Source organism: Streptomyces peucetius, from assembly GCF_025854275.1.
Classification (GTDB): Bacteria; Actinomycetota; Actinomycetes; order Streptomycetales; family Streptomycetaceae; genus Streptomyces; species Streptomyces peucetius_A.
Map to the genome: position 1 here is coordinate 1,492,433 of NZ_CP107567.1, position 26,453 is coordinate 1,518,885.

The window sequence follows — 26,453 nt, forward strand, 5'->3', positions numbered from 1 at the left end:
CCCGGTGCCCCCGGCTTTCGCCGGACGGCACCGGGGGGACGACCAGGGCTACTGACCGCCCTTCTGGACGAAGGATCGGACGAAGTCCTCGGCGTTCTCCTCGAGCACGTCGTCGATCTCGTCGAGAACCGAGTCGACGTCGTCCGAGAGCTTCTCCTGCCGCTCCTTGAGGTCTTCCGCGGCCTGCGCGTCCTGCGCCTGCTCCTCGACTTCCTCGGTGGAGCGCGTCGCCTTCTGCTGTCCGCCGCCGGTGTCCTTGGTCGCCATGCACCTCACCCCGCTCGGTTCGACGTATCTGATCAGACCCTACTCGCGGGGTCCGACATCGGCCCCGCACTTCCTCCAACGTCCGGGGCCCACCTTCATGATTCCCGGACGGAGGCCTTTTCAGCCCCCGGAGAGCACCCGGACCAGGTCTTCCGCATTGCGGCAGCGGTCCAGCAGCTCCTTGACGTGGTTCCGGGTGCCGCGCAGTGGCTCCAGCGTGGGGACCCGTTGCAGAGAGTCACGGCCGGGCAGGTCGAAGATGACGGAGTCCCAGGAGGCCGCGGCCACGTCGTCCGCGAACTGCTCGAGGCAGCGGCCGCGGAAGTACGCCCTGGTGTCCTCCGGAGGCTTCGCCTCGGCCCGTTCCACCGCGCTCTCGACCAACAGGCGCTTCATCCTGCCGCGGGCCGCCAGACGGTTGTACAGGCCCTTGTCCGGGCGTACGTCCGCGTACTGGAGGTCCACCAGGTGCAGCCGGGCGGCGTCCCACTCCAGCTCGTCGCGCCGGCGGTAGCCCTCCATGAGCTCGCGCTTGGCGACCCAGTCCAGTTCCCCGGCGAGGCTCATCGGGTCGGTCTCGAGCCTGCCCAGGGTGTCCTCCCAGCGGTTCAGGACGTCCTTGGTCTGCTCGTCCGCGTCGGCGCCGAATCGCTCCTCGACATACTTGCGGGCGAGCTCGAAGTACTCCATCTGGAGTTGTACGGCGGTGAGTGTGCGGCCGCTACGGAGGGTGATCAGCTGCTTGAGCCCCGGGTCGTGCGAGACCTGGTGCAGCGTCCGCACCGGCTGCTCGACGGCGAGGTCGACCGCGATGAAGCCGTCCTCGATCATCGAGAGCACCAGGGCCGTGGTGCCCAGCTTGAGGTACGTCGAGATCTCGGAGAGGTTCGCGTCGCCGATGATCACATGGAGGCGGCGGTACTTCTCCGCGTCGGAGTGGGGCTCGTCCCGGGTGTTGATGATGGGGCGCTTGAGGGTCGTCTCGAGGCCGACCTCGACCTCGAAATAATCCGCGCGCTGGCTGAGCTGGAACCCGTGCTCGTGTCCGTCCTGACCGATTCCGACCCGTCCGGCGCCGGTGACGACCTGCCGGGAGACGAAGAACGGGGTGAGGTGGCGCACGATGTCCGAGAAGGGGGTCTCCCGCTTCATCAGGTAGTTCTCGTGCGTGCCGTAGGAGGCGCCCTTGTTGTCGGTGTTGTTCTTGTAGAGGTGGATCGGCTGGGCGCCGGGGAGCTGCGCGGCCCGCTCGGCCGCCTCTGCCATGATCCGCTCTCCCGCCTTGTCCCAGAGGACGGCGTCGAGCGGGTTCGTGACCTCGGGCGAGCTGTACTCGGGGTGGGCGTGGTCCACGTAGAGCCTGGCGCCGTTGGTGAGGATGACATTGGCCAGGCCGATGTCCTCGTCGGTGAGCTGGCTGGAGTCGGCGGCCTCGCGGGCGAGGTCGAAGCCGCGGGCGTCCCGCAGCGGGTTCTCCTCCTCGAAGTCCCAGCGGGCGCGGCGCGCCCGGTGCATCGCCGCCGCGTAGGCGTTGACGATCTGGGACGAGGTGAGCATGGCATTGGCGTTCGGGTGGCCGGGGACGGAGATCCCGTACTCCGTCTCGATGCCCATTACTCGCCGTACGGTCATGCGGCCCTCCTTGCCCGGCGGCGTTCCCCTCCGGGAACGGCGCTCAAGTACCGCGGGTGCTCCGGTGCGTGCGCGGTGCTCGTCCCCGCACCGCGCGACCCGGCGGTACGACAGAGCCTAAAACGCCGCTGCGTGGGTGGGGAGATCAATTTCGTCATTGCTCCGGTGTGGGTCGGACCTGTCCGGAAAGCAACCGGCTGCGGATGCCCCGCCCCCTGCCGTAGGCGGGGGCCGGCGGCATCCGCAGCCGGTGTGCCTTTACAGGTACTGACCGGTGTTCGCCACCGTGTCGATGGACCGACCGGTGTCCGCGCCCTGCTTTCCGGTGACGAGCGTGCGGATGAAGACGATCCGCTCGCCCTTCTTGCCGGAGATACGGGCCCAGTCGTCCGGGTTGGTGGTGTTGGGCAGGTCCTCGTTCTCCTTGAACTCGTCCACGCAGGCCTGGAGGAGGTGGGAGACCCGGAGGCCCTTCTGGTTGTGGTCGAGGAAGGCCTTGATGGCCATCTTCTTGGCCCGGTCGACGATGTTCTGGATCATCGCGCCGGAGTTGAAGTCCTTGAAGTAGAGGACTTCCTTGTCGCCGTTGGCGTACGTGACCTCGAGGAAGCGGTTCTCCTCGGATTCCGCGTACATCTGTTCCACGACCGACTGGATCATGGCGTGGGCCGCGGCTTCCTTCGATCCGCTGTGTTCGCCGAGGTCGTCGGCGTGCAGCGGGAGCGAGGGGGTCAGGTACTTGGCGAAGATGTCCTTGGCGGCCTCCGCGTCCGGACGCTCGATCTTGATCTTGACGTCGAGCCGACCGGGCCGCAGGATCGCGGGGTCGATCATGTCCTCACGGTTCGAGGCGCCGATGACGATCACGTTCTCCAGGCCCTCGACACCGTCGATCTCGGCGAGCAGCTGCGGGACGATGGTGTTCTCCACGTCCGAGCTGACACCGGATCCGCGGGTGCGGAAGAGGGACTCCATCTCGTCGAAGAAGACGATGACGGGGGTGCCCTCGCTCGCCTTCTCGCGGGCGCGCTGGAAGACCAGGCGGATGTGCCGCTCGGTCTCACCGACGTACTTGTTGAGGAGCTCGGGGCCCTTGATGTTGAGGAAGTAGCTCTTCCCGGCGGGCTGCCCGGTCACCTCGGCGACCTTCTTGGCAAGGGAGTTGGCGACGGCCTTCGCGATCAGCGTCTTGCCGCATCCGGGCGGGCCGTAGAGCAGGATGCCCTTCGGCGGCCGCAGTTCGTGCTCCTTGAAGAGGTCGGGGTACAGATACGGAAGCTCGACGGCGTCGCGGATCATCTCGATCTGGCCGCCGAGGCCGCCGATCTTGTTGTAGTCGACGTCGGGGACTTCCTCGAGGACGAGCTCCTCGACCTCGCTCTTGGGGATGACCTCGTACACGTACCCGGAGCGAGGATCGAGCAGCAGGGCGTCACCGGGGCGGATACTCATGTCCAGCAGCGGCTCGGCGAGCCGGACCACTCGCTCCTCGTCGGTGTGACCGATCACCAGGGCGCGCTCGCCGTCCTCGAGGATCTCCTTGAGGGTGACGATGTCCCCGGCGCGCTCGAACTCCATGGCCTCGACCACATTGAGCGCTTCGTTGAGCATGACTTCCTGGCCGCGCCGGAGCTCCTCGAGCTCGACGCTGGGGCTGACGTTCACCCGGAGCTTGCGGCCCCCGGTGAAGATGTCACAGGTGCCGTCCTCGTTGGCCTGCAGGAAGACACCGAAGCCGGCCGGCGGCTGGGCGAGCCGGTCGACCTCCTCCTTGAGGGCCACGATCTGGTCGCGGGCCTCACGGAGCGTGTTGGCGAGCCGCTCGTTCTGAGCGGACACGCCGGCCAGGTTTGTCTGCAGCTCGACGATCCGCTCTTCGAGAATCCTCGTGTGTCGCGGAGAGTCGGCGAGCTTGCGGCGCAGGACGGCGATTTCCTGCTCGAGATAGGCGACCTGGCCGGCTGGGTCTTCAGACCCCCGCCCCGGCCGGATGCCGCGGTTGATGTCGTCGTCGTGGGCTGCCACGGTCCTCACCTCCTCCAAGGGGAGCTGGACGCTTCCTGACCCTACCTGTGTGGGTGGTGATTGAAACCCCTAGATCACAAAGACGGAAGGGGTGTGTCCGATCTTCACCCTTGCGCTCTTACTCCTGCGAGGGGAATACCCACCGGATACCCACCCAGCAACATCGGGAAGCGGGCGGTTGTATCGTCGAAGCGTTCAACACCCGTCAGGGGTGGCACGACTTGCTTCACAGAGCTACACCCGACGAAGGAAACGGCAGGAGATATGACCGTGCAGCACGAGGTTCCCACCGACGGCGCCGCAGAGGCGCTCGAGGTCTGGATCGACCAGGACCTGTGCACCGGGGACGGAATCTGCGCGCAGTACGCCCCCGAGGTCTTCGAGCTCGACATCGACGGACTGGCGTACGTGAAGTCGGGTGAGGACGAACTGCTCCAGGACGCGGGCGCCACAACCCCGGTGCCGCTGCCCCTGCTGAACGACGTCGTGGACTCCGCGAAGGAGTGTCCGGGCGACTGCATCCACGTCCGACGGGTTTCGGACAAGGTGGAGGTCTACGGGCCCGACGCGAAGTGACGGATCACATACTCCGCGCCTCGGGCTGGGCGCCACGGACGAACTTGCCGCCCTTCCACTGCCACTTGACCTGTTCCCGCTCGTCGGGGCAGCAGCCGGGCACGGCCGGGGAGGAGTAGCCGAGCAGAGTCGCCGTGATCGTGGCGTCACGTACCGCGAGCGCGCCGACGCTCTGCTTCTGAGCGGGGTCCACGAGGGTGGCGACCACCCTGGGGCCCGCGTCCCGTCCGTTCGCCAGTACGTAGACACCGCTGGGGGGTGTGCCGGAGCCGGCGTCGCACCGGGCGGCCACCACTGTCTCCGGCGCGCCGTCGCCGTCGAGGTCTCCCGCCGCCTTCTTGGTGACCACGCTGCCGAGGCTGCCGCATTCGAGGGGCAGCCGCACGGCCGCGGGGTCGGGCGCGGGAGCGGGCGCCGCCGCCGTGGTGGTCCCTGGGCCGCCGCCGGGCTGTGAGGCCGTGGCGGCATCGGGCTGCACCAGCCCGGCGGCCGCCACCACCGCGGCCATCGCCGCTGCCGTGGCCAGCCAGTGCACCGGGCGGGCGTTGGTATGCGCGAGTTCCGGGACGGCGACGGAGTTCTGCACGCGAGGGGTCTCCTGGGGGCTCTGCCGGCGGGGGGTGGCCAGCATCGTGCCATACGTCACACGGGACCGGAACAGCGGGGTCCGTAAGGGTCGGGTAAAGGCGCCTGGCCGACCCGGCCCAACATGAGGAAGCCGCCGCCGAGTTCCGTGCGGGTCACGGGAACTCGGCGGCGGCGGCGGTGCGTTGTACGGGTGCGGGCGGGACAGCCCTTGGCCGGTCAGCCCTTGTTGGGCCGTCAGCCCTCTTGGGCGGTCAGCCCTTGTTGGGGCCCTCGTAGTCCTCGCCGTACGCGCCCTTGGCGGGCCGGCGGCGGCGCATCGGGGGCTCGACACCGTCGGCGAGGCGGCGGGCGGTGACCAGGAAGCCGGTGTGGCCGATCATCCGGTGATCAGGGCGCACGGCCAGGCCCTCGACGTGCCAGTTGCGGATCATCGACTCCCACGGCTGGGGCTCGGCGAAGCAGCCGATCTCCCGGATGGACTCGACGGTGCGCGCGAGCTGGGTCGTGGTGGCGACGTAGCAGCACAGGATGCCGCCGGGCACAAGCGCCTTGGAGACGGCCTCGAGGCACTCCCAGGGGGCGAGCATGTCCAGGATGACCCGGTCGACGTCGGCGTCGGTCAGGTTGTCCTGGAGGTCGCCGACGGTGAGCTGCCAGGCGGGGTGCGGGCCGCCGAAGTAGCGCTCGACGTTCGCCTGGGCGATTTCGGCGAAGTCCGCGCGGCGCTCGTAGGAGTGCAGCATGCCGTGGTCGCCGATGGCGCGCAGGAGGAAGCTGCTGAGCGAGCCCGAGCCGACCCCGGCCTCCACGACGCGGGCGCCGGGGAAGATGTCGGCGAAGGCCAGGATCTGCCCCGCGTCCTTGGGGTAGACCACGGCGGCGCCGCGGGGCATGGACAGGACGTAGTCGGGGAGCAGGGGGCGCAGCGCGAGGTAGGCGACGTTTCCCGTGGTTCGGACAACACTGCCCTCGGGAGCGCCGATCAGCTCGTCGTGCGGGAAAGAACCCTTGTGGGTGTGGAAGTTCTTTCCGGCCTCGAGCGTGAACGTGTAGTGGCGTCCCTTGGGGTCGGTGAGCTGGACCTGGTCCCCGACCTTGAAGGGCCCGCGACGGCGGGCGGCACCGGTCGGTTCGGACATGTGACCAGTGTATGGGGTTCAGGAACCGGGGCGTGCCATGGCCGCGACGAAGGCCCGCTCGACGTCCGCGGCGGACAGGACGCCGTAGATCTCACCGGTCTCCTCGACGACGAGGTACTCACTGGCGGGGGTGGCACGCAGGGTGTCGAGCAGCGCTTCGCCGGCGAGCTCCGCGGGGACCTTCATGCCTTCGGTGAGGTCCTGGGACAGGCCGCCGACCGCGACCCAGGGGCGGCGGTGCTCCGGGACCCCGACGATGGCGGCCTCGCGGACGAGTCCGGTCGGGTCTCCCTGGCCGTCCACGACGACGAGGGCGCGGGCTCCGGCCTCGTTGGCGCGGCGCAGGGCCTCCGACAGGGGGGTGTCGGACTCGACGGGCACGGCGCGGCGGGTCAGCGCGCGGGCGGCGAGTTCCGGCAGGTGTTCGCGCAGGCGGGCCATCCGCAGGCTGTTGCCGGCTCCGGTCCAGATGATCGCGGCCAGGATGGCGGCGAGCAGGGCGTCGGTGACGGTCTCCACTCCCCCGATGTCCTCGGTGGAGTTCCCGAGGGCGCCGGTGTGGGTGAGCAGTGGCAGGCCGACGAGGACGGCGACGGCCAGTGCCCGGCCGACCCATGCGGCGGCGACGGTGCCGGCCATGGGCCTGCCGGTGATCTTCCAGACGACGGCGCGCAGCATCCGGCCGCCGTCGAGGGGGAGACCGGGCAGCAGGTTGAAGGCGGCCACGATCAGGTTGGAGATCATCAGTCCGGCGAGGAGCACGCCGGGCACGGTGCCCGGCTCCACCGCGTACATGCTGAGGTAGAAGACGCCGGCGAGGGCGAGGGAGAGAAGCGGTCCGACGAAGGCGAGCCAGAATTCGCGGCCCGGGGTCTCCGTCTCCTTCTCGATCTCGGAGACGCCGCCGAAGAACTGGAGCTGGATGCGGCGCACCGGGAGCTTGAACCGGAGGGCCGCGACGGTGTGGGCCAGTTCGTGGACGAGCACGGAGGCGTAGAAGGCGACGGCGAAGAACAGGGACACGAGGTAGCGCGCGTTGCCCAGCTCGGGGAGCACGCGGTCGAGCTGTCCGCCGAAGACCCAGGTGATCAGCGCGGCGACGACGAACCAGCTGGGGGCGACGTAGACGGGCACGCCGAAGGGGCGGCCCATGAGAATGCCGCCGCCGGGCCCGGCGGGGCGACGCGGCGTGCCGCTGCCGGACGGCTTGTCCGGCCCGTTCCGCGCCCGCTCGCGCTCACCGCTCGTGTCGTCCTCGTTCACGGGTTCCCTTCGTTGCAAATGTGCCGGTCGTGCGTCGTCCGCTCGAAATGATGCAGTGAATGATGCAGTGCTCGGGGTTCTGTCGTCGATGGTATGCCGCTCGCTGTCGGTGGCGGGCCGTAGGGTCTGCGTCATGAGTACGAGCCAGCAGCCCGCGGATCCGGTCGTGTCCGGCGGACCCTTTGTGCCGGTTCCGCCCGGCGCAGCGCCGGTACCGGTCACCCCCTCGGGGACGGACACGACCCTCCCCGAGGAGTCCGCGCCCGCGGAGGTGCCCGTGCAGGCCGGCACGCCTGCCGCGGCACCCGCCGCCGCGGAGGAACCCGCCCGCGTCGCGCGGCCCATGTCGCTCTCGCCGTCGCGCGCGAGCGACTTCATGCAGTGCCCGCTGCTCTACCGCTTCCGGGTGATCGACAGACTGCCTGAGAAGCCGAGCGAGGCGGCGACGCGCGGGACGCTGGTGCACGCGGTGCTGGAGCGGCTCTTCGACGATCCCGCCACCGACCGGACGGCGCCACGCGCCAAGGCGATGATTCCCGGCCAGTGGGACCGGCTGCTCCAGTCGCGGCCCGAGCTGGGCGAGCTCTTCGCCGAGGACGCCGGCGGGGAGCGGCTGTCGCGCTGGCTCGGCGAGGCCGAGCAGCTGGTGGAGCGGTGGTTCACGCTGGAGGACCCGACGCGGCTCGAGCCGGCCGAGCGGGAGATGTTCGTCGAGACCGAGCTGGAGTCCGGGCTGCGGCTGCGCGGCGTGATCGACCGGGTGGACATCGCGCCGACGGGCGAGGTGCGGATCGTCGACTACAAGACGGGCAAGGCCCCGCGTCCCGAGTACAGCGAGGGCGCGCTGTTCCAGATGAAGTTCTACGCGCTGGTGATCTGGCGTCTGAAGCAGGTGGTGCCGCGCCGGCTGCAGTTGGTGTACCTGGGCAGCGGCGATGTGCTGACGTACGACCCGGTGCCGGCCGATCTGGAGCGCATGGAGCGCAAGTTGCTGGCCCTGTGGGAGGCGATCCGGCTGGCCACGGAGACGGGTGACTGGCGGCCGCGGCCGACGAAGCTGTGCGGCTGGTGCGATCACCAGTCGGTGTGTCCGGAATTCGGCGGCACTCCCCCGGTTTATCCGCTGAGTGTTTCCCCGCCCCCGTCGGCGGAGGATGGTCAGGGCAGAATGGGCCCGGTCTAAAAAAGGAGTACCCGTGGCTATCCGCGTCCTACTGGTCGACGACCAACCGCTGCTGCGCACCGGTTTCCGGATGATCCTCGAGGCCGAGCAGGACATCGCGGTGGTCGGCGAGGCCGGGGACGGCCTCCAGGCCCTCGACCAGGTGCGGGCGCTCCAGCCCGACGTGGTGCTGATGGACATCCGGATGCCCCGGATGGACGGTGTGGAGGCGACCCGGCAGATCACCGGACCCGACCGGGACGGCCCGGCGAAGGTCCTGGTCCTGACGACCTTCGATCTGGACGAGTACGTCGTAGAGGCGTTGCGGGCCGGCGCGAGCGGCTTCCTGCTGAAGGACGCGCCCGCCGGCGAGCTGGTCCAGGCGATCCGGGTGGTCGCCGCGGGCGAGGCCATGCTGGCGCCGAGCATCACCCGCAGACTGCTCGACAAGTACGCCGATCACCTGCCGTCCGGCGAGGAGCCGGTCCCGGACACGCTGCACACGCTGACGGACCGTGAGGTGGAGGTGCTCAAGCTGGTCGCCCGCGGACTGTCCAACGCGGAGATCGCGGCGGACCTCTTCGTCAGCGAGACGACCGTCAAGACGCACGTCGGCCATGTGCTGACGAAGCTCAGTCTCCGCGACCGGGTCCAGGCAGCGGTGTACGCGTACGAGAGCGGTCTCGTGCGCCCCGGCGCGCAGTAGCCGGCGCCGGACGCTCAACGGACGAGGCGCGCGCGCCGGCACCGGCCCGAGCTCCCCGGCACCTGCACCGGACGCTCAACGGACGGGCGGAGCAGGCCCGGTGGAGCCGCCGGCGGGCGCCGCCCGTGTCCTGCTGCCCAAACCGGCCGGCCTCCGGCAGCCGCTTCGAGCAGCTGCCGGGGGCCGGCCGTCGGTGTCCGTCAGGCCGCCCGATCAGGCGGTGCCGCCCTTGGACAGCTCCCACAGCTGCAGGTCGGAGCTGGAGTTCAGCACCCACTCGACGCCGGTGATGTCGTCGCGCGCCGCGACGTACTGCTTGCCCTGCCACAACGGCAGCACGGGGACGTCCTTGGCCACGATCTCCTGGATCTGCTTGAAGGCCGGGGCGGCCGCCGTGCGGTCGACCTCACGCCGCGACTGCGGGATGAGCGCACGGGCCTTGTCGCTCACGTAGGGCGAGTTGAGGAAGTTGCCCTCGCCGAGGAACGGCGCGGTGTAGTTGTCCGGGTCCGGGAAGTCGGGGAACCAGCCGAGTCCGTAGACGGCGTAGTCGCCGCGCTTCTGTGCGGGCCGGAACTTGGACCACTCGGTGCCCTGGATCCTGACGTCGAAGAGCTCGCTGGCGTTCAGCTGGTCGCGGAGCGCCTCGAACTCCTTGGCCGTTCCCTCGCCATAATGGTCGGTGGTGTAGTGCAGCGTCAGCTTGACCGGGGTGTCGATGCCGGCCTCGCTCAGCAGAGCGGCGGCCTCCTTGCGGCTGGGCTCGCCGTACTTGTTGAAGAACGAGTTGGTGTGCGCGGAGATGCTCTTCGGGATGAGGGAGTAGAGCGGCTCGGCGGTGGCGCCGTACACCTCGCCGGCGATCTGGCCGCGGTCGACGAGCGACGCCATGGCCTGCCGGACCGCCTTGTCCTTCACCACCGGGTCGCTGGTGTCGAAGGCGAGGTAGCGGATCTCCAGGCCGGGCATCTCGGTGAGCTTGACGCCGTCCTTGGGGTTCTCCAGCATGTCCCGGATCTGCTCCGGCGACATGGCACGGGTCATCAGATCGATGTCGCCGGAGTCCAGGGCCCTGCCCATCGAGTCGGCGTCGGGGAACGAGCGCAGGACGACCTTGTCGTTCTTGAGCTTCAGGTCGCCCTTGTACTTCGGGTTCTTGGTGAAGACGACCTTGGAGATCCTGTCGCCGTCGGTCTCGGTCTTCATCGTGTACGGGCCGGAGCCGTCGACCTGGAAGCCCTCGCGCAGCTTCTTCCCGTCGTACTTCTCCTTGCTGACGATGCCGGCGGCCGGCGTCGAGAGCTTGTACGGGAAGGTGGCGTCGGGCGTGGCGAGATGGAAGATGATCTCGTTGTCGCCCTTGGTCTCGATGGTGTCGATGTTCGAGAGCAGGGCGGCGGTGCCGTTGTCGGCGTCGATCTCCAGGACACGCTCGATGGAGAACTTGACGTCCTCCGCGGTCACCGGGGTGCCGTCGGCGAACTGGAGGCCGCTGCGCAGCTTGCAGCGGTAACTCTCGCTCACGGTGTCGGTGAAGATGCAGGACTCCGCCGCGTCCGGGACGGGCTCGCCGCCGCCGCGGGGGGTGTGCATCAGCGTCTGCAGGGTCTGCCGCAGGACGTTCCAGGCGCCGGTGTCGTAGGCGTAGGCCGGGTCCAGGGGTGCCGGGGCGTCCTCACCGGCGACGAACTGGTCCGTGGTGCCCACGACTATGGCATCACCGCCGCCGGACCCGCCGTCCGTGCTGCCGCAGGCGACGAGCACGGGCGCGAGCAGGCCGACCACGGCCGGCAGCACCAAAGTCTTACGGTTCATCCTGGACGTTCTCCCTCATCCATCCGGCACTGTGGTACAGCGATGTGTTCAAGACACTCCGCCGCCTCCGCCCGGTCTGGGCGGTGCGATCGGGCCGGGGATACAGACGATCGGTCCTGTGTTTCCGACGGCTGGGTGGCCGACAGGGACACCACGGTGATGCAGCGAAGCTCTCGGCGACGAGATTAGTCGGCGACGCCAGCAAAGCGTGAACGAGCCCGAGTTGAGCCGTATTCACTGAGTGATCATCAATACCTGTGAGTGGATGGCGCTGCCATGCAGGATCGGCCGACTTGCCCATCAAACGGGACACATAACCCGGCCCGACATCCGCCCGAACGGGATGTCAGGCGCAAATCACCCAGGACAACGGCAGCACACACGGTGACGAAGGTCACCCTGCGAACAAAAAAGCGAACGGCTCGGCAATCGCTCCGCCGGTCACGGAAAAGGCATGCACCGCTGCCCTGAGTTCATTCCGCATTCGAGAAACACGGAACGTACACGTATCAGTGCCTGGCGCTGATCAGCGTCCGCAGGAAAACAAGGTCGACTTCTTCAAGGGACGATACGACCACCCGTCCGTCGGACGGCTGGATCGGCGCCACCGACGGGACGGCGACCACACGGCAGCCCGCGGCCTCCGCGGCAGCCACACCGGTCGCTGTGTCCTCCACGACGGCGCATCTCGCCGGGTCCGCGCCGACCCCCTGGGCCGCGAGCAGATAGGGATCGGGGTGCGGCTTGGTGCGCGGCACCTCGTCACCGGCGACCGAGAGGGCGAAGTGCCGGCGGCCGAGGGAGTCGAGGACGCGGTCGATGATCCGCCGGTGCGAGGCGGAGACCAGCGCGGTGGGCACATTGTGCCTGGCCAGTTCGGTGAGCAGCCTCTCGGCGCCCGGCATCAGGGGCACGCCGCGGCCGATCCGCTCCTCGAACTTGTCGTTGAGCAGCACGGTCAGTTCCGGGAGGGTGATGTCGGCGCCGGTGGCCTCGATGAGATAGCCGGCGCTGCGGGTCATGGGGCCGCCGACCACCACGTCCCGCCATTTCTCGTCCAGCCGGTGACCGAGGTCGGCGAAGACCTCCACCTCCGCGTCCCACCAGAATCCCTCGGTGTCGACGAGAGTGCCGTCCATGTCGAGAAATACGGCCTGCAGTGCGGCCGCTTCCGCCGAACGGGTCAGCGACGCGGGGACCGTGCTGGTCATAGGCACACCTCCGGGAGGGACGAGAAGGCCGGCCACCTCGCCCCAGCGGCTTTCCCGCGGGGACAGGCGACCGGCCTGCACTGGACCGACCAGTGTACGACTCGCCCGATCAGCGCGCGTTGAAATACTTCGCCTCGGGGTGGTGAATCACGATGGCGTCGGTGGACTGCTCGGGGTGGAGCTGGAACTCCTCCGAGAGCTTGACGCCGATCCGCTCCGGCTCGAGCAGCTCCGCGATCTTCGCGCGGTCCTCGAGGTCCGGGCACGCGCCGTAGCCGAGCGAGAACCGTGCGCCGCGGTACTTCAGTGCGAACATGTCCTCCACCTGGGCCGGGTCCTCTCCGCCGAAGCCGAGTTCGGCGCGGACGCGGGCGTGCCAGTACTCGGCGAGGGCTTCGGCGAGCTGGACGGACAGGCCGTGGAGTTCGAGGTACTCGCGGTAGGCGTTGGCCTCGAAGAGTTTGGCGGTCTCCTCGCCGATCCGTGATCCGACGGTGACGACCTGGAGTCCGACCACGTCGGTCTCGCCGGATTCCTCGGGGCGGAAGAAGTCGGCCAGGCACAGCCGACGCCCGCGGCGCTGGCGGGGGAAGGTGAAGCGGGTGCGTTCCGCGCCGTCGTCGCCGAGGATGATCAGGTCGTCGCCCTTGGACACGCAGGGGAAGTAGCCGTGGACGACGGCGGCTTCCAGGAGGTTGTCGGTCTGCAGCCGGTCCAGCAGACCGCGCAGCCGCGGCCGGCCCTCGCTCTCCACCAACTCCTCGTAGGAGGGCCCGTCACCGGCACGGGACTGCTTGAGCCCCCACTGCCCCTTGAACAGGGCGCCCTCGTCGAGCCAGGAGGCGTAGTCCTTCAGCGGGATGCCCTTGGCGACCCGGGTGCCCCAGAACGGCGGGGTGGGCACCGGGTTGTCGATCGCCACGTCCGAGCGGGCCGCGCCCTCCTCGGGCCGCTCCTCCACCACCGTGCCCGCCGCCGCCCTGACCCTGCGCTGCTTCAGCTCCGGCAGCACCGCACCCGGGACACCGCGCTTGACCCCGATCAGCGCGTCCATCAGACGCAGCCCCTCGAACGCGTCCCGCGCGTAGCGGACCTCACCCTCGTACAGCTCGTGCAGGTCCTGCTCGACATAGGCACGCGTCAGCGCCGCACCGCCCAGGATGACCGGGTAGTCGGCGGCCATCTTGCGCTGGTTGAGCTCCTCCAGGTTCTCCTTCATGATCACCGTGGACTTCACCAGCAGACCCGACATACCGATCACATCGGCCCGGTGCTCCTGAGCCGCCTCCAGGATCGCGGAGACGGGCTGCTTGATCCCCAGGTTGACCACGTTGTAGCCGTTGTTGGACAAAATGATGTCGACCAGGTTCTTGCCGATGTCATGGACATCACCCCGGACCGTGGCCAGCACGATCGTGCCCTTGCCCTCCGCGTCCGACTTCTCCATGTGCGGCTCCAGGTGCGCCACCGCGTTCTTCATCACCTCGGCCGACTGCAGCACGAACGGCAGCTGCATCTGCCCCGAACCGAACAGCTCACCGACGACCTTCATGCCCTCCAGCAGCGTGTCGTTGACGATGTCCAGCGCCGGCCGGGACTGGAGCGCCTCGTCCAGATCCGCTTCCAGACCGTTCTTCTCCCCGTCGATGATCCGCCGCTGCAGCCGCTCGTCCAGCGGCAACGCCGCGAGCTCCTCCGCCTTGCCCGCCTTCAACGACTTCGTCGTGGCACCCTCGAACAGCTCCATCAGCTTCTGCAGCGGGTCATAACCCTCACGCCGACGGTCGTAGATCAGATCCAGCGCCGTGGTGACCTGCTCCTCGTCGAACCTGGCGATCGGCAGAATCTTCGACGCGTGCACGATCGCCGAATCCAGACCCGCCTTCACACACTCGTCCAGGAAGACCGAGTTCAGCAGAATCCGCGCGGCCGGGTTCAGACCGAAGGAAATGTTCGACAGGCCCAGCGTCGTCTGCACCTCGGGGTGACGGCGCTTCAGCTCCCGGATCGCCTCGATCGTGTTGACACCGTCCTTACGGGACTCCTCCTGCCCCGTGCAGATCGTGAACGTCAGCGTGTCGATGAGGATGTCCGACTCGTGAATGCCCCACTCACCCGTCAGATCCGCGATGATCCGCTCGGCGATCGCCACCTTGTGCTCGGCCGACCGCGCCTGGCCCTCCTCGTCGATCGTCAACGCGATCAGCGCCGCACCGTGCTCCTTCGCCAGCCGCGTCACCTTCGCGAAACGCGACTCGGGCCCGTCACCGTCCTCGTAGTTCACCGAGTTGATGACCGCACGGCCACCCAGCTTCTCCAACCCCGCCCGGATCACCTCCACCTCGGTCGAGTCGAGCACGATCGGCAACGTCGAAGCGGTCGCGAAGCGGCCGGCCAGCTCCTCCATGTCCGCAACACCGTCGCGCCCGACGTAGTCGACACACAGGTCGAGCATGTGGGCGCCCTCGCGGATCTGGTCGCGGGCCATCTCCACACAGTCGTCCCAGCGGCCCTCCAGCATCGCCTCGCGGAACTTCTTCGACCCGTTCGCGTTCGTCCGCTCGCCGATCGCCATGTAGGCGGTGTCCTGACGGAACGGCACCGTCTGGTAGAGCGAGGCCGCCCCGGGCTCCGGACGCGGATCCCGCGCCGACGGCTCGACACCGCGCACCCGCTCGACGAGCTGACGCAGATGTTCCGGGGTCGTACCGCAGCAGCCGCCCACCAGGGAGAGGCCGTAGTCGGTCACGAACTGTTCCTGGGCGTCGGCCAGCCCTTCGGGGCCGAGGGGGAAGTGCGCGCCGTCCCTGGTGAGGACCGGCAGACCCGCGTTGGGCATGCACAGCAGCGGGATACGGGAGTGGCGCGTGAGATAGCGCAGGTGTTCGCTCATCTCGGCGGGGCCGGTGGAGCAGTTCAGGCCGATCATGTCGACGCCGAGCGGCTCCAGCGCGGTCAGCGCCGCCCCGATCTCGGAGCCGAGCAGCATCGTGCCGGTCGTCTCGAAGGCGAGCGAGCACAGCAGCGGAAGATCGGCGCCCATCGCCTCCATGGCGCGGCGTGCGCCCAGGATCGCGGCCTTCGTCTGGAGCAGGTCCTGCGTCGTCTCCACCAGCAGCGCGTCCGCGCCGCCGGCGATCAGCCCCTCGGCGTTCTGCTGGAAGCCGTCCCTGAGCACGGTGTAAGGGGCGTGCCCGAGCGTGGGGAGCTTGGTGCCGGGGCCCATGGAGCCGAGGACCCAGCGCTGCTGCCCGCTCGACGCGGTGAACTCGTCGGCAACCTCGCGGGCGATCCGCGCGCCGGACTCGGACAGCTCGTACACCCGCTCGGGGATGTCGTACTCGCCCATCGCGGAGTGGTTTGCGCCGAACGTGTTCGTCTCCACGCAGTCGACGCCCACCTCGAGGTAGGCGGAGTGCACGGAGCGCACGATGTCGGGGCGGGTGACGTTGAGGACCTCGTTGCAGCCCTCGAGATTCTGGAAGTCCTCGAGCGTCGGATCCTGGGCCTGGAGCATCGTGCCCATCGCGCCGTCGGCGACCACCACCCGGGTGGCGAGTGCTTCGCGCAGTGCTTCGATACGGGTCCGGCTGTCAGCGGCGGGGGTCGGCAACGAGGCCATGGATGCAGCTCCCTGAGGTGCGACGGCTGTCGGCTTTGCGACCTTCGGTGGAGGCCGCACCCCGCCAGAGTAGCCGGGCAGGCCCCCACAGGGGCCAGGTGTCCCACGGGGCGGACGTGGATACTCCACGCTTTTTCCACCGGCCCTCGACGCGAGATACTCGGTCCGCCGTGACCGAGGTCGGCATCGACCGATAGTGTTCAGCATTGTCGAACTGTGTTGGAGAAGGGCCGATCCGATGGCGAAGAACATCCAGTCACTGGAGCGGGCGGCGGCCATGCTGCGACTGCTCGCAGGCGGAGAACGCCGACTGGGCCTGTCGGACATCGCGTCGTCACTCGACCTGGCCAAGGGTACGGCTCATGGCATCCTGCGGACCCTGCAGGCGGAGGGTTTCGTCGAGCAGGACGCCGCTTCTGGCCGCTACCAGCTGGGCGCCGAGCTCCTGCGTCTCGGCAACAGCTATCTGGACGTGCACGAGCTGCGGGCGCGTGCGCTGGTCTGGACCGACGACCTGGCCCGCTCCAGCGGCGAGAGCGTCCACCTCGGCGTCCTGCACCAGCACGGCGTGCTGATCGTGCACCACGTCTTCCGGCCCGACGACAGCCGCCAGGTGCTCGAGGTGGGGGCCATGCACCCCCTGCACTCGACCGCCCTCGGCAAGGTCCTCGCCGCGTACGACCCGGTGGCGCACACCGAGGCGCTCGAGGTCGACCGCAAGGCCTTCACACCCAGAACGGTGACGGATCTCGAGGACTTCGAGTCGGTGCTCGACCACGCCCGGGCGCGCGGCTGGGCCGCCGATGTGGAGGAGACCTGGCACGGCGTCGCCGCCGTCGCCGCGCCGATCCACGACCGGCGTCGCATGCCCGTGGGCGCGATCGCCATCACGGGGGCCGTGGAGCGGATCTGCGACGGCGGCGAGCTGCGTTCCGAGCTGGTGGCGGCGGTGCGGGACTGCGCCCGCGCGGTGTCGCGGGACCTCGGCGCCGGGCGGTTCTGAGCCCTCTGGCGCATCATCGGTAACGATCCGGTTTTCGCCCGACACAACCCTTGACGTCACGTTTACCGGAGGACAAAACTGCCGTTCACCGGTCGGCATTGTCGAACAGCTAACGGCAATACACGCTAGAGTGTGGCAACGCCAGGCCGGGAGAACGCCCTCTGCTGAGGGCGCGGACCACCGGAGGGACCCGGGGTTCGCCTTCCCCCTGGACGAAGGACAAAGGAGTCGCGGGTGTCCAACTCCGACATCTTCATCGGCGAGATCATCGGTACCGCCGTTCTCATCCTGCTCGGTGGTGGCGTCGTCGCCGCCGTCGTGCTCAAGCGCTCGAAGGCGCAAAACGCCGGCTGGCTGGCCATCACCTTCGGGTGGGGCTTCGCGGTCCTGACCGCCGTATACATGACAGGTACCCTGTCCGGCGCGCATATCAACCCGGCCGTCACTGTCGGTATCGCGATCAAGGACAACGACTGGGGCAACGTCCCCGTCTACCTCGCCGGCCAGATCCTCGGCGCCATGATCGGCGCGACCCTGGTCTGGCTCGCCTACTACGGCCAGTTCCGGGCGCATCTCACCGACCCCGAGGTGGTCGGCGAACCGATCGACGAGAAGGCCATCGAGGGCCCGCACGACGAGGCCGCGACCAAGGCCGGCCCGGTGCTCGGTGTGTTCTCCACCGGCCCGGAGATCCGCAACGTCTGGCAGAACCTCGCCACCGAGATCATCGGCACGACGGTTCTGGTCCTCGCGGTGCTCACGCAGGGACTCAACGAGAGCGGCAAGGGCCTCGGACCGCTCGGCGGACTGATGGTCGCCCTCGTCGTCGTCTCCATCGGTCTCTCGCTCGGCGGTCCGACCGGCTACGCCATCAACCCCGCCCGCGACCTCGGTCCGCGCATCGTGCACGCCCTGCTCCCGCTGCCGAACAAGGGCGGCTCCGACTGGAGTTACGCCTGGATCCCGATCGCCGGCCCGCTGATCGGTGCGGCCGTCGCAGCGGGTATCTACAACGTCGCGTTCGCCTGAGCCGTATCAGCAGCACGAGCCGTAATTCAACGAGACCCGAGCAGGAGCAGACCGTGACCGACGCACACACCACCGGCCCGTTCATCGCGGCCATCGACCAGGGCACCACCTCCAGCCGCTGCATCGTCTTCGACAAGGACGGCCGGATCGTCTCCGTCGACCAGAAGGAGCACGAGCAGATCTTCCCGAAGCCGGGCTGGGTGGAGCACAACGCCGCCGAGATCTGGACCAACGTCCAGGAGGTCGTCGCCGGAGCCATCGAGAAGGCCGGCATCACCTCCGCCGACGTCAAGGCCATCGGCATCACCAACCAGCGCGAGACGACGCTGCTGTGGGACAAGAACACCGGTGAGCCCGTCCACAACGCCATCGTCTGGCAGGACACCCGCACCGACGCCCTGTGCAAGGAACTCGGGCGCAACGTCGGCCAGGACCGCTTCCGCCGCGAGACCGGCCTGCCGCTGGCCTCCTACTTCGCCGGGCCGAAGGCCCGCTGGCTGCTCGACAACGTCGAGGGCCTGCGGGAGCGCGCCGAACGCGGCGAGATCCTCTTCGGCACCATGGACTCCTGGGTCATCTGGAACCTGACCGGCGGAGTCGACGGCGGCGTCCACGTCACCGACGTCACCAACGCCTCCCGCACCATGCTGATGAACCTGCACACCATGGAGTGGGACGACAAGATCCTCCAGTCCATGGAGGTCCCGGCGGCGATCCTGCCGGAGATCCGGTCCTCCGCCGAGGTCTACGGACTCGCCAAGGGCGGCGTGCTGGACGGCATCCCGGTGGCCTCCGCGCTCGGCGACCAGCAGGCGGCCCTGTTCGGCCAGACCTGCTACTCGAAGGGCGAGGCCAAGTCCACGTACGGCACCGGCACCTTCATGCTGATGAACACCGGTGACGAGCCCGTCAACTCCTACAACGGTCTGCTGACCACCGTGGGCTACCGCATCGGCGACCAGAAGGCGGTGTACGCGCTCGAGGGTTCGATCGCCGTCACCGGTTCGCTGGTCCAGTGGATGCGCGACCAGATGGGCCTGATCAACTCGGCCGCCGAGATCGAGACTCTCGCCTCCTCGGTCGAGGACAACGGCGGCGCCTACTTCGTCCCGGCCTTCTCCGGCCTGTTCGCCCCGTACTGGCGCTCCGACGCCCGCGGTGTGATCGCCGGTCTCACCCGGTACGTCACCAAGGCGCACATCGCGCGCGCCGTTCTCGAGGCCACCGCCTGGCAGACCCGCGAGATCACCGACGCCATGACCAAGGACTCCGGCGTCGAACTGACCGCGCTCAAGGTCGACGGCGGCATGACCTCCAACAACCTGCTGATGCAGACCCTCTCGGACTTCCTGGACGCCCCCGTGGTGCGCCCGATGGTCGCCGAGACGACCTGCCTCGGCGCCGCCTACGCCGCCGGCCTGGCCGTCGGCTTCTGGCCGGACACCGACGCTCTGCGCGCCAACTGGCGCAGGGCCGCCGAGTGGACCCCCCGCATGGACGCTGACAAGCGTGACGCTGAGTACAAGAGCTGGCTCAAGGCCGTGGAGCGGACCATGGGCTGGCTCGACGAGGAAAACTGACGAGGAGCAAGAATGACCACCCTGCAGAGCGTCCCCTCCCCCGGGGCGCACCCGGCCTCCGGCTCGGCTGTGTCTTCCCTCAAAGCAGCGGGCCGCGCCGAAACTCGGGAGCAGCTCTCCAAGGCGACGTACGACCTCCTGGTGATCGGCGGCGGCATCCTGGGCATCTCCACCGCCTGGCATGCGGCGCAGTCCGGGCTGCGGGTGGCCCTGGTGGACGCCGGCGACTTCGCCGGTGCCACCTCCTCCGCCTCCTCCAAGCTCCTCCACGGCGGACTGCGCTACCTGCAGACCGGCGCGGTGAAGCTGGTGGCGGAGAACCACTTCGAGCGGCGCGCGGTCTCCCGCCAGGTCGCTCCCCACCTGGCCAACCCTCTCAAGTTCTACCTGCCCGTCTACAAGGGCGGCCCGCACGGAGCGGCCAAGCTCGGCGCGGGTGTCTTCGCCTACTCGGCGCTGTCCGCCTTCGGTGACGGCGTCGGCCACGTCATATCGGCGGCGAAGGCGCAGCGCGACGTGCCGGAGCTGCGCACCGAGAACCTCAAGGCCGTCGCCGTCTACGGCGACGACCAGATGAACGACTCGCGTATGGCGCTGATGACGGTCCGCGCCGCCGCCGAGTCGGGCGCCACCGTCCTCAACCACGCCGAGGTCACCGGGCTGCGCTTCACCAAGGGCCGGGTCACCGGCGCGGAGCTGCGGGACCGCACCGACGGCACCGAGTTCGGTGTCACCGCGCGCCTCGTGCTCAACGCCACCGGCCCGTGGGTCGACCACCTGCGCCGCATGGAGGATCCGGCCGCGGCCCCCTCCATCCGCCTCTCCAAGGGCGCGCACCTGGTGCTCAGGCGCACCGCCCCGTGGAAGGCCGCGCTCGCCACTCCGATCGACAAGTACCGCATCACGTTCGCCCTCCCCTGGGAGGACATGCTGCTGCTCGGCACGACCGACGAGGAGTACGAGGGCGACCCGGCGGACGTCGCCGTCAACGACAAGGACATCACCCAGATCCTGGACGAGGCCGCGTTCTCGGTCCGCGACCAGCAACTGTCGCGGGACCTGATCACGTACTCCTTCGCGGGTCTGCGCGTCCTGCCGGGCGGCCCCGGGGACACCTCCAAGGCCAAGCGCGAGACGGTCGTCACGGAGGGCCCCGGCGGGATGCTGTCGGTGGCCGGCGGCAAGTGGACCACGTTCCGCCACATCGGCCGTACGGTGATGAACAAGCTGGCGGCCCTGCCGGGGCGTCCGCTCGCCGAGGACATGGAGCCCCTCGCGCACCTGCCGAAGAAGCTGCCGCTGCCCGGCATCGCCAACCCGAACGCGGTCGCGCACCGGCTGCTGGTGGACGGCGGTACCCCGGGCCCGCGGATGGCGGCCGACACGGCCCGGCACCTCGCCACCCACTACGGCTCGCTGTCGTTCGACATCGTCCGCCTGGCGAACGAGGACCCGGCGCTCGCCGAGCGCATCCACCCCGACGCGCCGGAGATCTGGGCGCAGGTCGTGTACGCCCGCGACAACGAGTGGGCCGAGACGGCGGACGACGTGCTGCGCCGCCGCACGACGCTGACGATCCGGGGGCTCGCGACGGACGAGATCCGCAGCCGGGTCGAGGACGTGCTGGGGTCGCGCTGACGCGTGGCGCATGATGGTCCGACGGCTCGACGGCGTTGATCCGGTCGGCGTGACGAGGGCGGCTCCCCGGGAGCCGCCCTCGTTGTAGTCTCGGAGCCTGCCAGACATCCGATGTCCGGGCAGTGATGCACGAGGGGGCGACGTCATGGCCGTGACCGACGAGGCCATCGAGAAGATCAAGTCGATGATCGTCTCCGGCGCCCTGCGTCCCGGCGACCGGCTGCCCAGGGAGAGCGAGCTCGCGGCCGAGCTGGGCCTGTCCCGCAACTCGCTGCGCGAGGCGGTGCGCGCCCTGACCCTCATCCGCATCCTCGACGTACGGCAGGGCGACGGCACGTATGTGACCAGCCTGGACCCGCAGTTGCTGCTGGAGGCCCTGAGCTTCGTCGTCGACTTCCACCGCGACGACACGGTGCTGGAGTTCCTCGCGGTACGCCGCATCCTGGAACCGGCGGCCACGGAGATGGCGGCGAGCCGGATCTCCGGTACCGAACTCGACGCGCTGAGCGCCGAGTTGGACGCGCTCGGTCCGGAACCGTCGGTCGAGGAACTGGTGGCGGCGGACCTGGACTTCCACCGGGGCATCGTGCGTGCCTCGGGGAACTCGGTGCTGTGCTCCCTGCTCGACGGGCTGTCGGGGCCGACGACACGCGCCCGCGTCTGGCGCGGCCTCACCCAGGAGGACGCGGTGAGCCGCACGCTCCGTGAACACCGGGCGATCCTGGCGGCGCTGCGGGACGGGGACGGGGAGGCGGCGCGGTCGTGGGCGACGGTGCATGTCGCGAGCGTGGAGCAGTGGCTGCGGGCGACGCTCTGACGCCTGCGGCGGGCGTGTTCTCCCCTCCCCGCCCCTTCCCGAAACCGGGGGCGCTGCCCCCGGACCCCCGCGCCTCAAACTCCCCCTACGGCCTGGCGGCCGTGGGCGGGGGCACCTCCCACGCCGCCAGGCGTAAGGGGCGTACCCCCAGCGAGGCTGATTTCGCGGGGCGGAATCCAGCCCCCCGGCGATTGAGGGCACCGCGCGAAGCGCGGTACGGGGTCCGGGGCCCGCCCCGGTTTCGGGAAGGGGCGGGGAGGGGACGGGCCGCGGCTACCGCGGTGGGCGGAGGCGCAGTCCCTGCATGCCTCCGTCCACGGCGAGCGCCGTCCCCGTCACGGCCGCGGCCGCCGGGCTCGCGAGGTACGCCACAGCCGCCGCCACCTCGTCGGCCGTGACGAGCCGTCCGGTCGGCTGACGGGCCTCCAGCGCGGCGCGTTCGGCGGCGGGGTCCTCGGCGCGTTCCAGCAGGCGGGTGACCCACGGGGTGTCCGCGGTGCCGGGGTTGACGCAGTTGACCCGGATGCCCTCGCGCACATGGTCGGCGGCCATCGCGAGCGTGAGCGAGAGGACCGCGCCCTTGCTCGCGCTGTAGAGGGCGCGCTGCGGGATCCCGGCGGTGGCGGCGACGGAGCAGGTGTGGGTGACGGAGACCGCCCCGGGCCGGGCCGCGGCCGCGCGCCGCAGATGCGGCAGGGCGTGGCGGGCGATCCTGACCATGCCGATCACGTTGACGTCGAGGACGCGCCGCCATTCGTCGTCACCGTTGTCCGCGACGGTCCCGGTCGCGCCGACACCGGCGTTGGAGACGACGGTGTGCAGCGCCCCGAACTCGGCGACCGCAGCGGCCACCGCCGTGCGTACCGAGACGTCGTCCGTGACGTCGGCCTCGAGGGCGAGCGTCCCCTCGGGGGCACCGCCGGTGTCGCGGTCCAGTACGGCGACGCGCGCGCCGCGTGCCCGCAGCAGCGCGGCGACGGCTGCGCCGATGCCGGAGGCCCCGCCCGTGACGAGGGCGGCCATGCCCGCGAAGTCCTGCGTACCGGTCACCGGTCGTCCTCCGGTGCCGTGCGGCGGGCCTGCCAGACGGGCCCGTCCGGGTAACTGTGGGTCGCGACGGAGCCGGGGAGCATCCGGGCCGAGAAGCCGGGCGCCCGGGGTGCGGCGTAGCGGCCGCCGACGACCACGGCCGGGTCGGCGAAGTGCTCGTGGAGATGGTCCACGTACTCGATGACGCGGTCCTCCCAGCTGCCGGACACGGCGACGAAGTCGAACATGGCGAGGTGCTGGACCAGTTCGCACAGTCCGACCCCGCCGGCGTGCGGGCAGACGGGCACGCCGTACTTGGCCGCCAGCAGCAGGATCGCGACGTTCTCGTTGACCCCGGCGACCCGTGCGGCGTCGATCTGGACGAAGTCGACGGCCCGCGCCTGGAGCAGCTGCTTGAAGACGACGCGGTTGGCGACATGTTCGCCGGTGGCGACCCTGACGGGCTGGCCGGCCCGTACGGCGGCGTGGCCGAGTATGTCGTCGGGGCTGGTGGGCTCCTCGATCCAGTACGGCTCGTAGGGGGCGAGTGCGGTCATCCAGCGCACCGCGTCGGCGACGTCCCAGCGCTGGTTGGCGTCCACCGCGATGCGTACGGAGGGGCCGACGGCCGCCCTGGCGAGCTTCATCCGCCGGACGTCGTCCTCCATGTCGAGGCCGACCTTCAGTTTGATCTGGCCGAAGCCGGCGGCGACGGCCTCCTTCGCCAGCCGGACGAGCTTCTCGTCGGAGTAGCCCAGCCAGCCCGGGGAGGTGGTGTACGCGGGATAGCCGTGCTCCCGCAGCAGCGCCGCCCGTGCCGCCCTGCCCGGTTCCGCGGCCCGCAGCAGGGCGAGGGCCTCGTCCCTGGTCAGCGCGTCCGTCAGATACCGGAAGTCGACCAGGCGGACGAGCTCCTCCGGGCTCATCGAGGCGAGGAACTCCCATACCGGCAGGCCCGCTCGGGTGGCTGCCAGATCCCACGCCGCGTTGACGACGGCACCGGCCGCCATGTGGGCGACGCCCTTCTCGGGGCCGAGCCAGCGGAGTTGGGAATCGTGGGTGAGGTCGTGGTGGAGTGCCGCCAGATCCGCGGCGCAGGAAGGGGCGGGCCGGCCGACGACATGGGGGCGCAGCGCCTCGACGGCGACGGCGACGACGTCGTTGCCGCGGCCGATGGTGAAGCAGAAGCCGTGGCCCTCGCTCCCGTCGCCGGTGCGCAGCACCAGGTAGGCGGCGGAGTAGTCCGGGTCCGGGTTCATGGCGTCGGAGCCGTCGAGCTGTTCTGACGTGGGGAAGCGGATGTCGTGGACCTCGAGCCCCTCGATGGTCTGACCCATGCGCGCTCCCGGTGACGATGAACATCGGACCTCTGGATGGACATCCGATGTATAGCGCCGCAGAGCCGCACAGGTCCAGGGATTCGCCGAATCCGGCGCACACAGCTCGGATGAATTATGGGGTGTGCACGCCCTCGCTCCTATGTTTGACCGACCGCGGCGGAGTTCACCCGGCCGTGCACGGGGGCTGCGGCGGGAGACGGGGAAAGCCGTAAGGTTGGGGCGTGGACAAGGGAACTTCGGAAGGAGGCACTGGGTGATCGAGCTCGAGGGGGTGCCCGAGCTGATCGACCCGGTCATGGTGGCCGCGTTCGAGGGCTGGAACGACGCCGGCGACGCCGCCTCCACCGCGGTCGCTCATCTGGACCGGGAATGGAAGGGCGAGGTGTTCGCGGCGCTCGACGCCGAGGACTACTACGACTTCCAGGTCAACCGGCCCACGGTGTGGCTGGACGGCGGGGTACGGAAGATCACCTGGCCGACCACGCGGCTCTCCGTGGTGCGTATCGGGGGCGACAAGCCGCGCGACCTCGTGCTGGTCCGCGGCATCGAACCGTCCATGCGCTGGCGTTCGTTCTGCAACGAGATCCTGGGCTTCGCCCATGAACTCGGCGTCGAGATGGTGGTGATCCTGGGCGCGCTGCTCGGCGACACCCCGCACACCCGGCCGGTCCCCGTCAGCGGGATCACTTCCGACCCGGACCTGGCCAGGACGATGGATCTCGAGGAGACCCGGTACGAGGGTCCGACCGGCATCGTCGGCATCCTCCAGGAGGCGTGCACCCATGCGGGCGTGCCCGCGGTGAGCCTGTGGGCGGCCGTGCCGCACTACGTCTCGCAGCCGCCCAACCCGAAGGCGACGCTCGCCCTGCTCAACCGGCTGGAGGACCTCATCGGTCTCCGTATCCCGCTGGGCGAGCTGGCCGAGGACGCCCGGGCCTGGCAGCTCGGCGTCGACCAACTGGCCGCGGAGGACAGCGAGGTCGCCGAGTACGTCCAGACGCTGGAGGAGGCGCGCGACACCGCCGAGTTGCCGGAGGCTTCCGGGGAGGCCATCGCCCGCGAGTTCGAGCGGTATCTGCGCCGGCGCGACGGCGGAGGTCCGGGCGGTCACGCGACGGACGGCGGCGAGGGCAGCTCGTATCTGCGGGACACCGGCGGCCGGACCAAACCCTCGATACCGCCGCGGCCGGAGCCCGGGACGGGCCCGGCGGAGGGCCCTTCCGAAGGTCCGGCGGAGGGCTCGGCGGAAGGTCCGGGCGCCGAGCCGGAGGCGCGGGGCGACGACGAGGGCGACGGCCCCGATGACTCGTCGAGGGACTGAGCGATACGGAAGGGGGCTGGTGCCGACGGCACCGGCCCCCTTCCGTCGTTCAGCCGGTCACACCTGTTCGACGGCGACCGCGTCGTACTCCGTGTCGGGCGTCGGCGGTACGTCGAATCTCGCGTTCGGCAGACAGATCCGGTCGCCCCGGGCCGCGGCCGTGGTAGGGATCCGGAAGCGCGGGTCGGTGATCCGGGCGATCGGCCCTCCCTCCGTGCCCGCGGCGTTCAGCCGCACCACGTCCACCTGGTTCAACTGCTGCTGGACGATGCAGAGGTGACGGCCGAGCAGCTGGCCGTCACCGAAGGGGATCGTGAGTCCGCCGAGGCCGACCCGGCGGGCGGTGCCGTCGCGCGGATCGACGCGCATCAGCGATCGCCCTCGACCGCGGTGTTCACGACCAGCAGAGCGCTGCCGTCCGGTGTGCGGGCGATGCCGCTGGCGGGGAAGTCCGTGCCCTGCTCCCATGCGCCGCCAAGCGGCACGGTCGCCACTTCGTGCGCGGGCTCGCCGCGCCGGTCCGGGGCCGGCCAGTAGAGCTGCGGCCGGAAAGAGTCGGTGAACCAGGCCGCGCCGGGCGTGAGGACCACATCGTTGACCATCGAGCCCTCGGCGCCGACGGCCCGGCCGATGGCGATGCCCTCTGGCTGGAAACCGTCTGGAAGGGGGAAACGAGTCGGCCATGATCCT

22 protein-coding genes are annotated in these 26,453 nt (G+C 69.8%); 9 read left to right on the forward strand and 13 right to left on the reverse strand.

The features are described 5' to 3' along the window. Positions 1–48: 48 nt before the first annotated feature. From OGH68_RS06880 to arc, 3 genes are all read right to left on the reverse strand, one after another. Positions 49–267 (reverse strand): ubiquitin-like protein Pup, encoded by a 219-nt coding sequence (locus OGH68_RS06880; protein ID WP_018848997.1) that lies wholly within the window; start codon positions 265–267, stop codon positions 49–51. Between the two features lie 120 nt (positions 268–387). Further along, positions 388–1,899: a depupylase/deamidase Dop gene (gene dop / locus OGH68_RS06885; protein WP_413470946.1), complete on the reverse strand. Its 1,512-nt coding sequence runs from the start codon at positions 1,897–1,899 to the stop codon at positions 388–390. Between the two features lie 258 nt (positions 1,900–2,157). Next, positions 2,158–3,924, reverse strand: a complete 1,767-nt coding sequence (gene arc, locus OGH68_RS06890; RefSeq protein ID WP_264242429.1) for a proteasome ATPase — start codon at positions 3,922–3,924, stop codon at positions 2,158–2,160. 264 nt (positions 3,925–4,188) lie between these two features. Between arc and OGH68_RS06895 the strand changes: the two genes are divergently transcribed. Then, positions 4,189–4,500 (forward strand): ferredoxin, encoded by a 312-nt coding sequence (locus OGH68_RS06895; RefSeq protein WP_264242430.1) that lies wholly within the window; start codon positions 4,189–4,191, stop codon positions 4,498–4,500. Positions 4,501–4,504: 4 nt separating this feature from the next. Here OGH68_RS06895 and OGH68_RS06900 read toward each other — a convergent pair whose 3' ends face one another. From OGH68_RS06900 to OGH68_RS06910, 3 genes are all read right to left on the reverse strand, one after another. Continuing rightward, on the reverse strand, positions 4,505–5,131 hold the full coding sequence (locus OGH68_RS06900; protein ID WP_264242431.1) for a hypothetical protein: 627 nt from the start codon (positions 5,129–5,131) through the stop codon (positions 4,505–4,507). A 208-nt stretch (positions 5,132–5,339) separates the two neighbouring features. Beyond that, on the reverse strand, positions 5,340–6,227 hold the full coding sequence (locus OGH68_RS06905) for a tRNA (adenine-N1)-methyltransferase (RefSeq protein ID WP_005319518.1): 888 nt from the start codon (positions 6,225–6,227) through the stop codon (positions 5,340–5,342). 18 nt (positions 6,228–6,245) lie between these two features. Beyond that, complete coding sequence (locus tag OGH68_RS06910; RefSeq protein ID WP_264242432.1) at positions 6,246–7,490, reverse strand: site-2 protease family protein; 1,245 nt, start codon at positions 7,488–7,490, stop codon at positions 6,246–6,248. 343 nt (positions 7,491–7,833) lie between these two features. On the opposite strand from OGH68_RS06910, the gene OGH68_RS06915 reads away from it, so the two are divergent. Both OGH68_RS06915 and OGH68_RS06920 read left to right on the forward strand, forming a co-directional pair. Then, the gene (locus tag OGH68_RS06915; protein WP_264249946.1) at positions 7,834–8,673 is read left to right on the forward strand and encodes a RecB family exonuclease; all 840 of its coding nucleotides are present in this window, start codon (positions 7,834–7,836) and stop codon (positions 8,671–8,673) included. A gap of 13 nt (positions 8,674–8,686) precedes the next feature. After that, positions 8,687–9,358: a response regulator gene (locus OGH68_RS06920; protein ID WP_264242433.1), complete on the forward strand. Its 672-nt coding sequence runs from the start codon at positions 8,687–8,689 to the stop codon at positions 9,356–9,358. A gap of 213 nt (positions 9,359–9,571) precedes the next feature. Here OGH68_RS06920 and OGH68_RS06925 read toward each other — a convergent pair whose 3' ends face one another. From OGH68_RS06925 to metH, 3 genes are all read right to left on the reverse strand, one after another. Further along, entirely contained in the window at positions 9,572–11,173 is a 1,602-nt protein-coding gene (locus tag OGH68_RS06925) for an ABC transporter substrate-binding protein (protein WP_264242434.1), read from the reverse strand. Between the two features lie 509 nt (positions 11,174–11,682). Continuing rightward, positions 11,683–12,384 carry an HAD family hydrolase gene (locus tag OGH68_RS06930; RefSeq protein WP_264242435.1) on the reverse strand — a complete coding sequence of 234 codons (702 nt, stop codon included), beginning with the start codon at positions 12,382–12,384 and terminating at the stop codon, positions 11,683–11,685. 109 nt (positions 12,385–12,493) lie between these two features. Then, positions 12,494–16,006: a methionine synthase gene (metH, locus tag OGH68_RS06935; RefSeq protein ID WP_264242436.1), complete on the reverse strand. Its 3,513-nt coding sequence runs from the start codon at positions 16,004–16,006 to the stop codon at positions 12,494–12,496. 238 nt (positions 16,007–16,244) lie between these two features. On the opposite strand from metH, the gene OGH68_RS06940 reads away from it, so the two are divergent. The 5 genes from OGH68_RS06940 to OGH68_RS06960 all read left to right on the forward strand — a co-directional run bounded on the left by OGH68_RS06940 (position 16,245) and on the right by OGH68_RS06960 (position 22,073). Then, entirely contained in the window at positions 16,245–17,009 is a 765-nt protein-coding gene (locus tag OGH68_RS06940; protein WP_264242437.1) for an IclR family transcriptional regulator, read from the forward strand. Between the two features lie 234 nt (positions 17,010–17,243). Beyond that, the gene (locus OGH68_RS06945; protein WP_264242438.1) at positions 17,244–18,038 is read left to right on the forward strand and encodes an MIP/aquaporin family protein; all 795 of its coding nucleotides are present in this window, start codon (positions 17,244–17,246) and stop codon (positions 18,036–18,038) included. A 53-nt stretch (positions 18,039–18,091) separates the two neighbouring features. Next, a complete protein-coding gene (gene glpK, locus OGH68_RS06950) occupies positions 18,092–19,618 on the forward strand; it encodes a glycerol kinase GlpK (RefSeq protein WP_264242439.1) in 1,527 nt (508 codons plus the stop codon). Between the two features lie 12 nt (positions 19,619–19,630). Beyond that, positions 19,631–21,256 carry a glycerol-3-phosphate dehydrogenase/oxidase gene (locus OGH68_RS06955; RefSeq protein ID WP_264242440.1) on the forward strand — a complete coding sequence of 542 codons (1,626 nt, stop codon included), beginning with the start codon at positions 19,631–19,633 and terminating at the stop codon, positions 21,254–21,256. A gap of 145 nt (positions 21,257–21,401) precedes the next feature. Beyond that, positions 21,402–22,073: a FadR/GntR family transcriptional regulator gene (locus OGH68_RS06960; RefSeq protein WP_264242441.1), complete on the forward strand. Its 672-nt coding sequence runs from the start codon at positions 21,402–21,404 to the stop codon at positions 22,071–22,073. Between the two features lie 273 nt (positions 22,074–22,346). On the opposite strand, the gene OGH68_RS06965 is transcribed toward OGH68_RS06960, so the two are convergent. Beyond that, positions 22,347–23,123, reverse strand: coding sequence for an SDR family NAD(P)-dependent oxidoreductase (locus OGH68_RS06965; protein WP_264242442.1), 777 nt, complete (start codon positions 23,121–23,123; stop codon positions 22,347–22,349). Beyond that, positions 23,120–24,439 carry an enolase C-terminal domain-like protein gene (locus tag OGH68_RS06970; protein ID WP_264242443.1) on the reverse strand — a complete coding sequence of 440 codons (1,320 nt, stop codon included), beginning with the start codon at positions 24,437–24,439 and terminating at the stop codon, positions 23,120–23,122. The genes OGH68_RS06965 and OGH68_RS06970 overlap by 4 nt, the downstream gene beginning before the upstream one ends. Before the next feature lie 256 nt (positions 24,440–24,695). Here OGH68_RS06970 and OGH68_RS06975 point away from each other — a divergent pair, with 256 nt between their 5' ends. Then, entirely contained in the window at positions 24,696–25,763 is a 1,068-nt protein-coding gene (locus OGH68_RS06975; RefSeq protein ID WP_264242444.1) for a PAC2 family protein, read from the forward strand. Positions 25,764–25,820: 57 nt separating this feature from the next. On the opposite strand, the gene OGH68_RS06980 is transcribed toward OGH68_RS06975, so the two are convergent. Together OGH68_RS06980 and OGH68_RS06985 are read right to left on the reverse strand one after the other, a co-directional pair. After that, positions 25,821–26,132: a hypothetical protein gene (locus tag OGH68_RS06980; RefSeq protein WP_264242445.1), complete on the reverse strand. Its 312-nt coding sequence runs from the start codon at positions 26,130–26,132 to the stop codon at positions 25,821–25,823. Further along, positions 26,132–26,365, reverse strand: coding sequence for a hypothetical protein (locus OGH68_RS06985; protein ID WP_264242446.1), 234 nt, complete (start codon positions 26,363–26,365; stop codon positions 26,132–26,134). Before OGH68_RS06985 ends, OGH68_RS06980 begins: the two co-directional genes overlap by 1 nt. Positions 26,366–26,453: the final 88 nt, after the last annotated feature.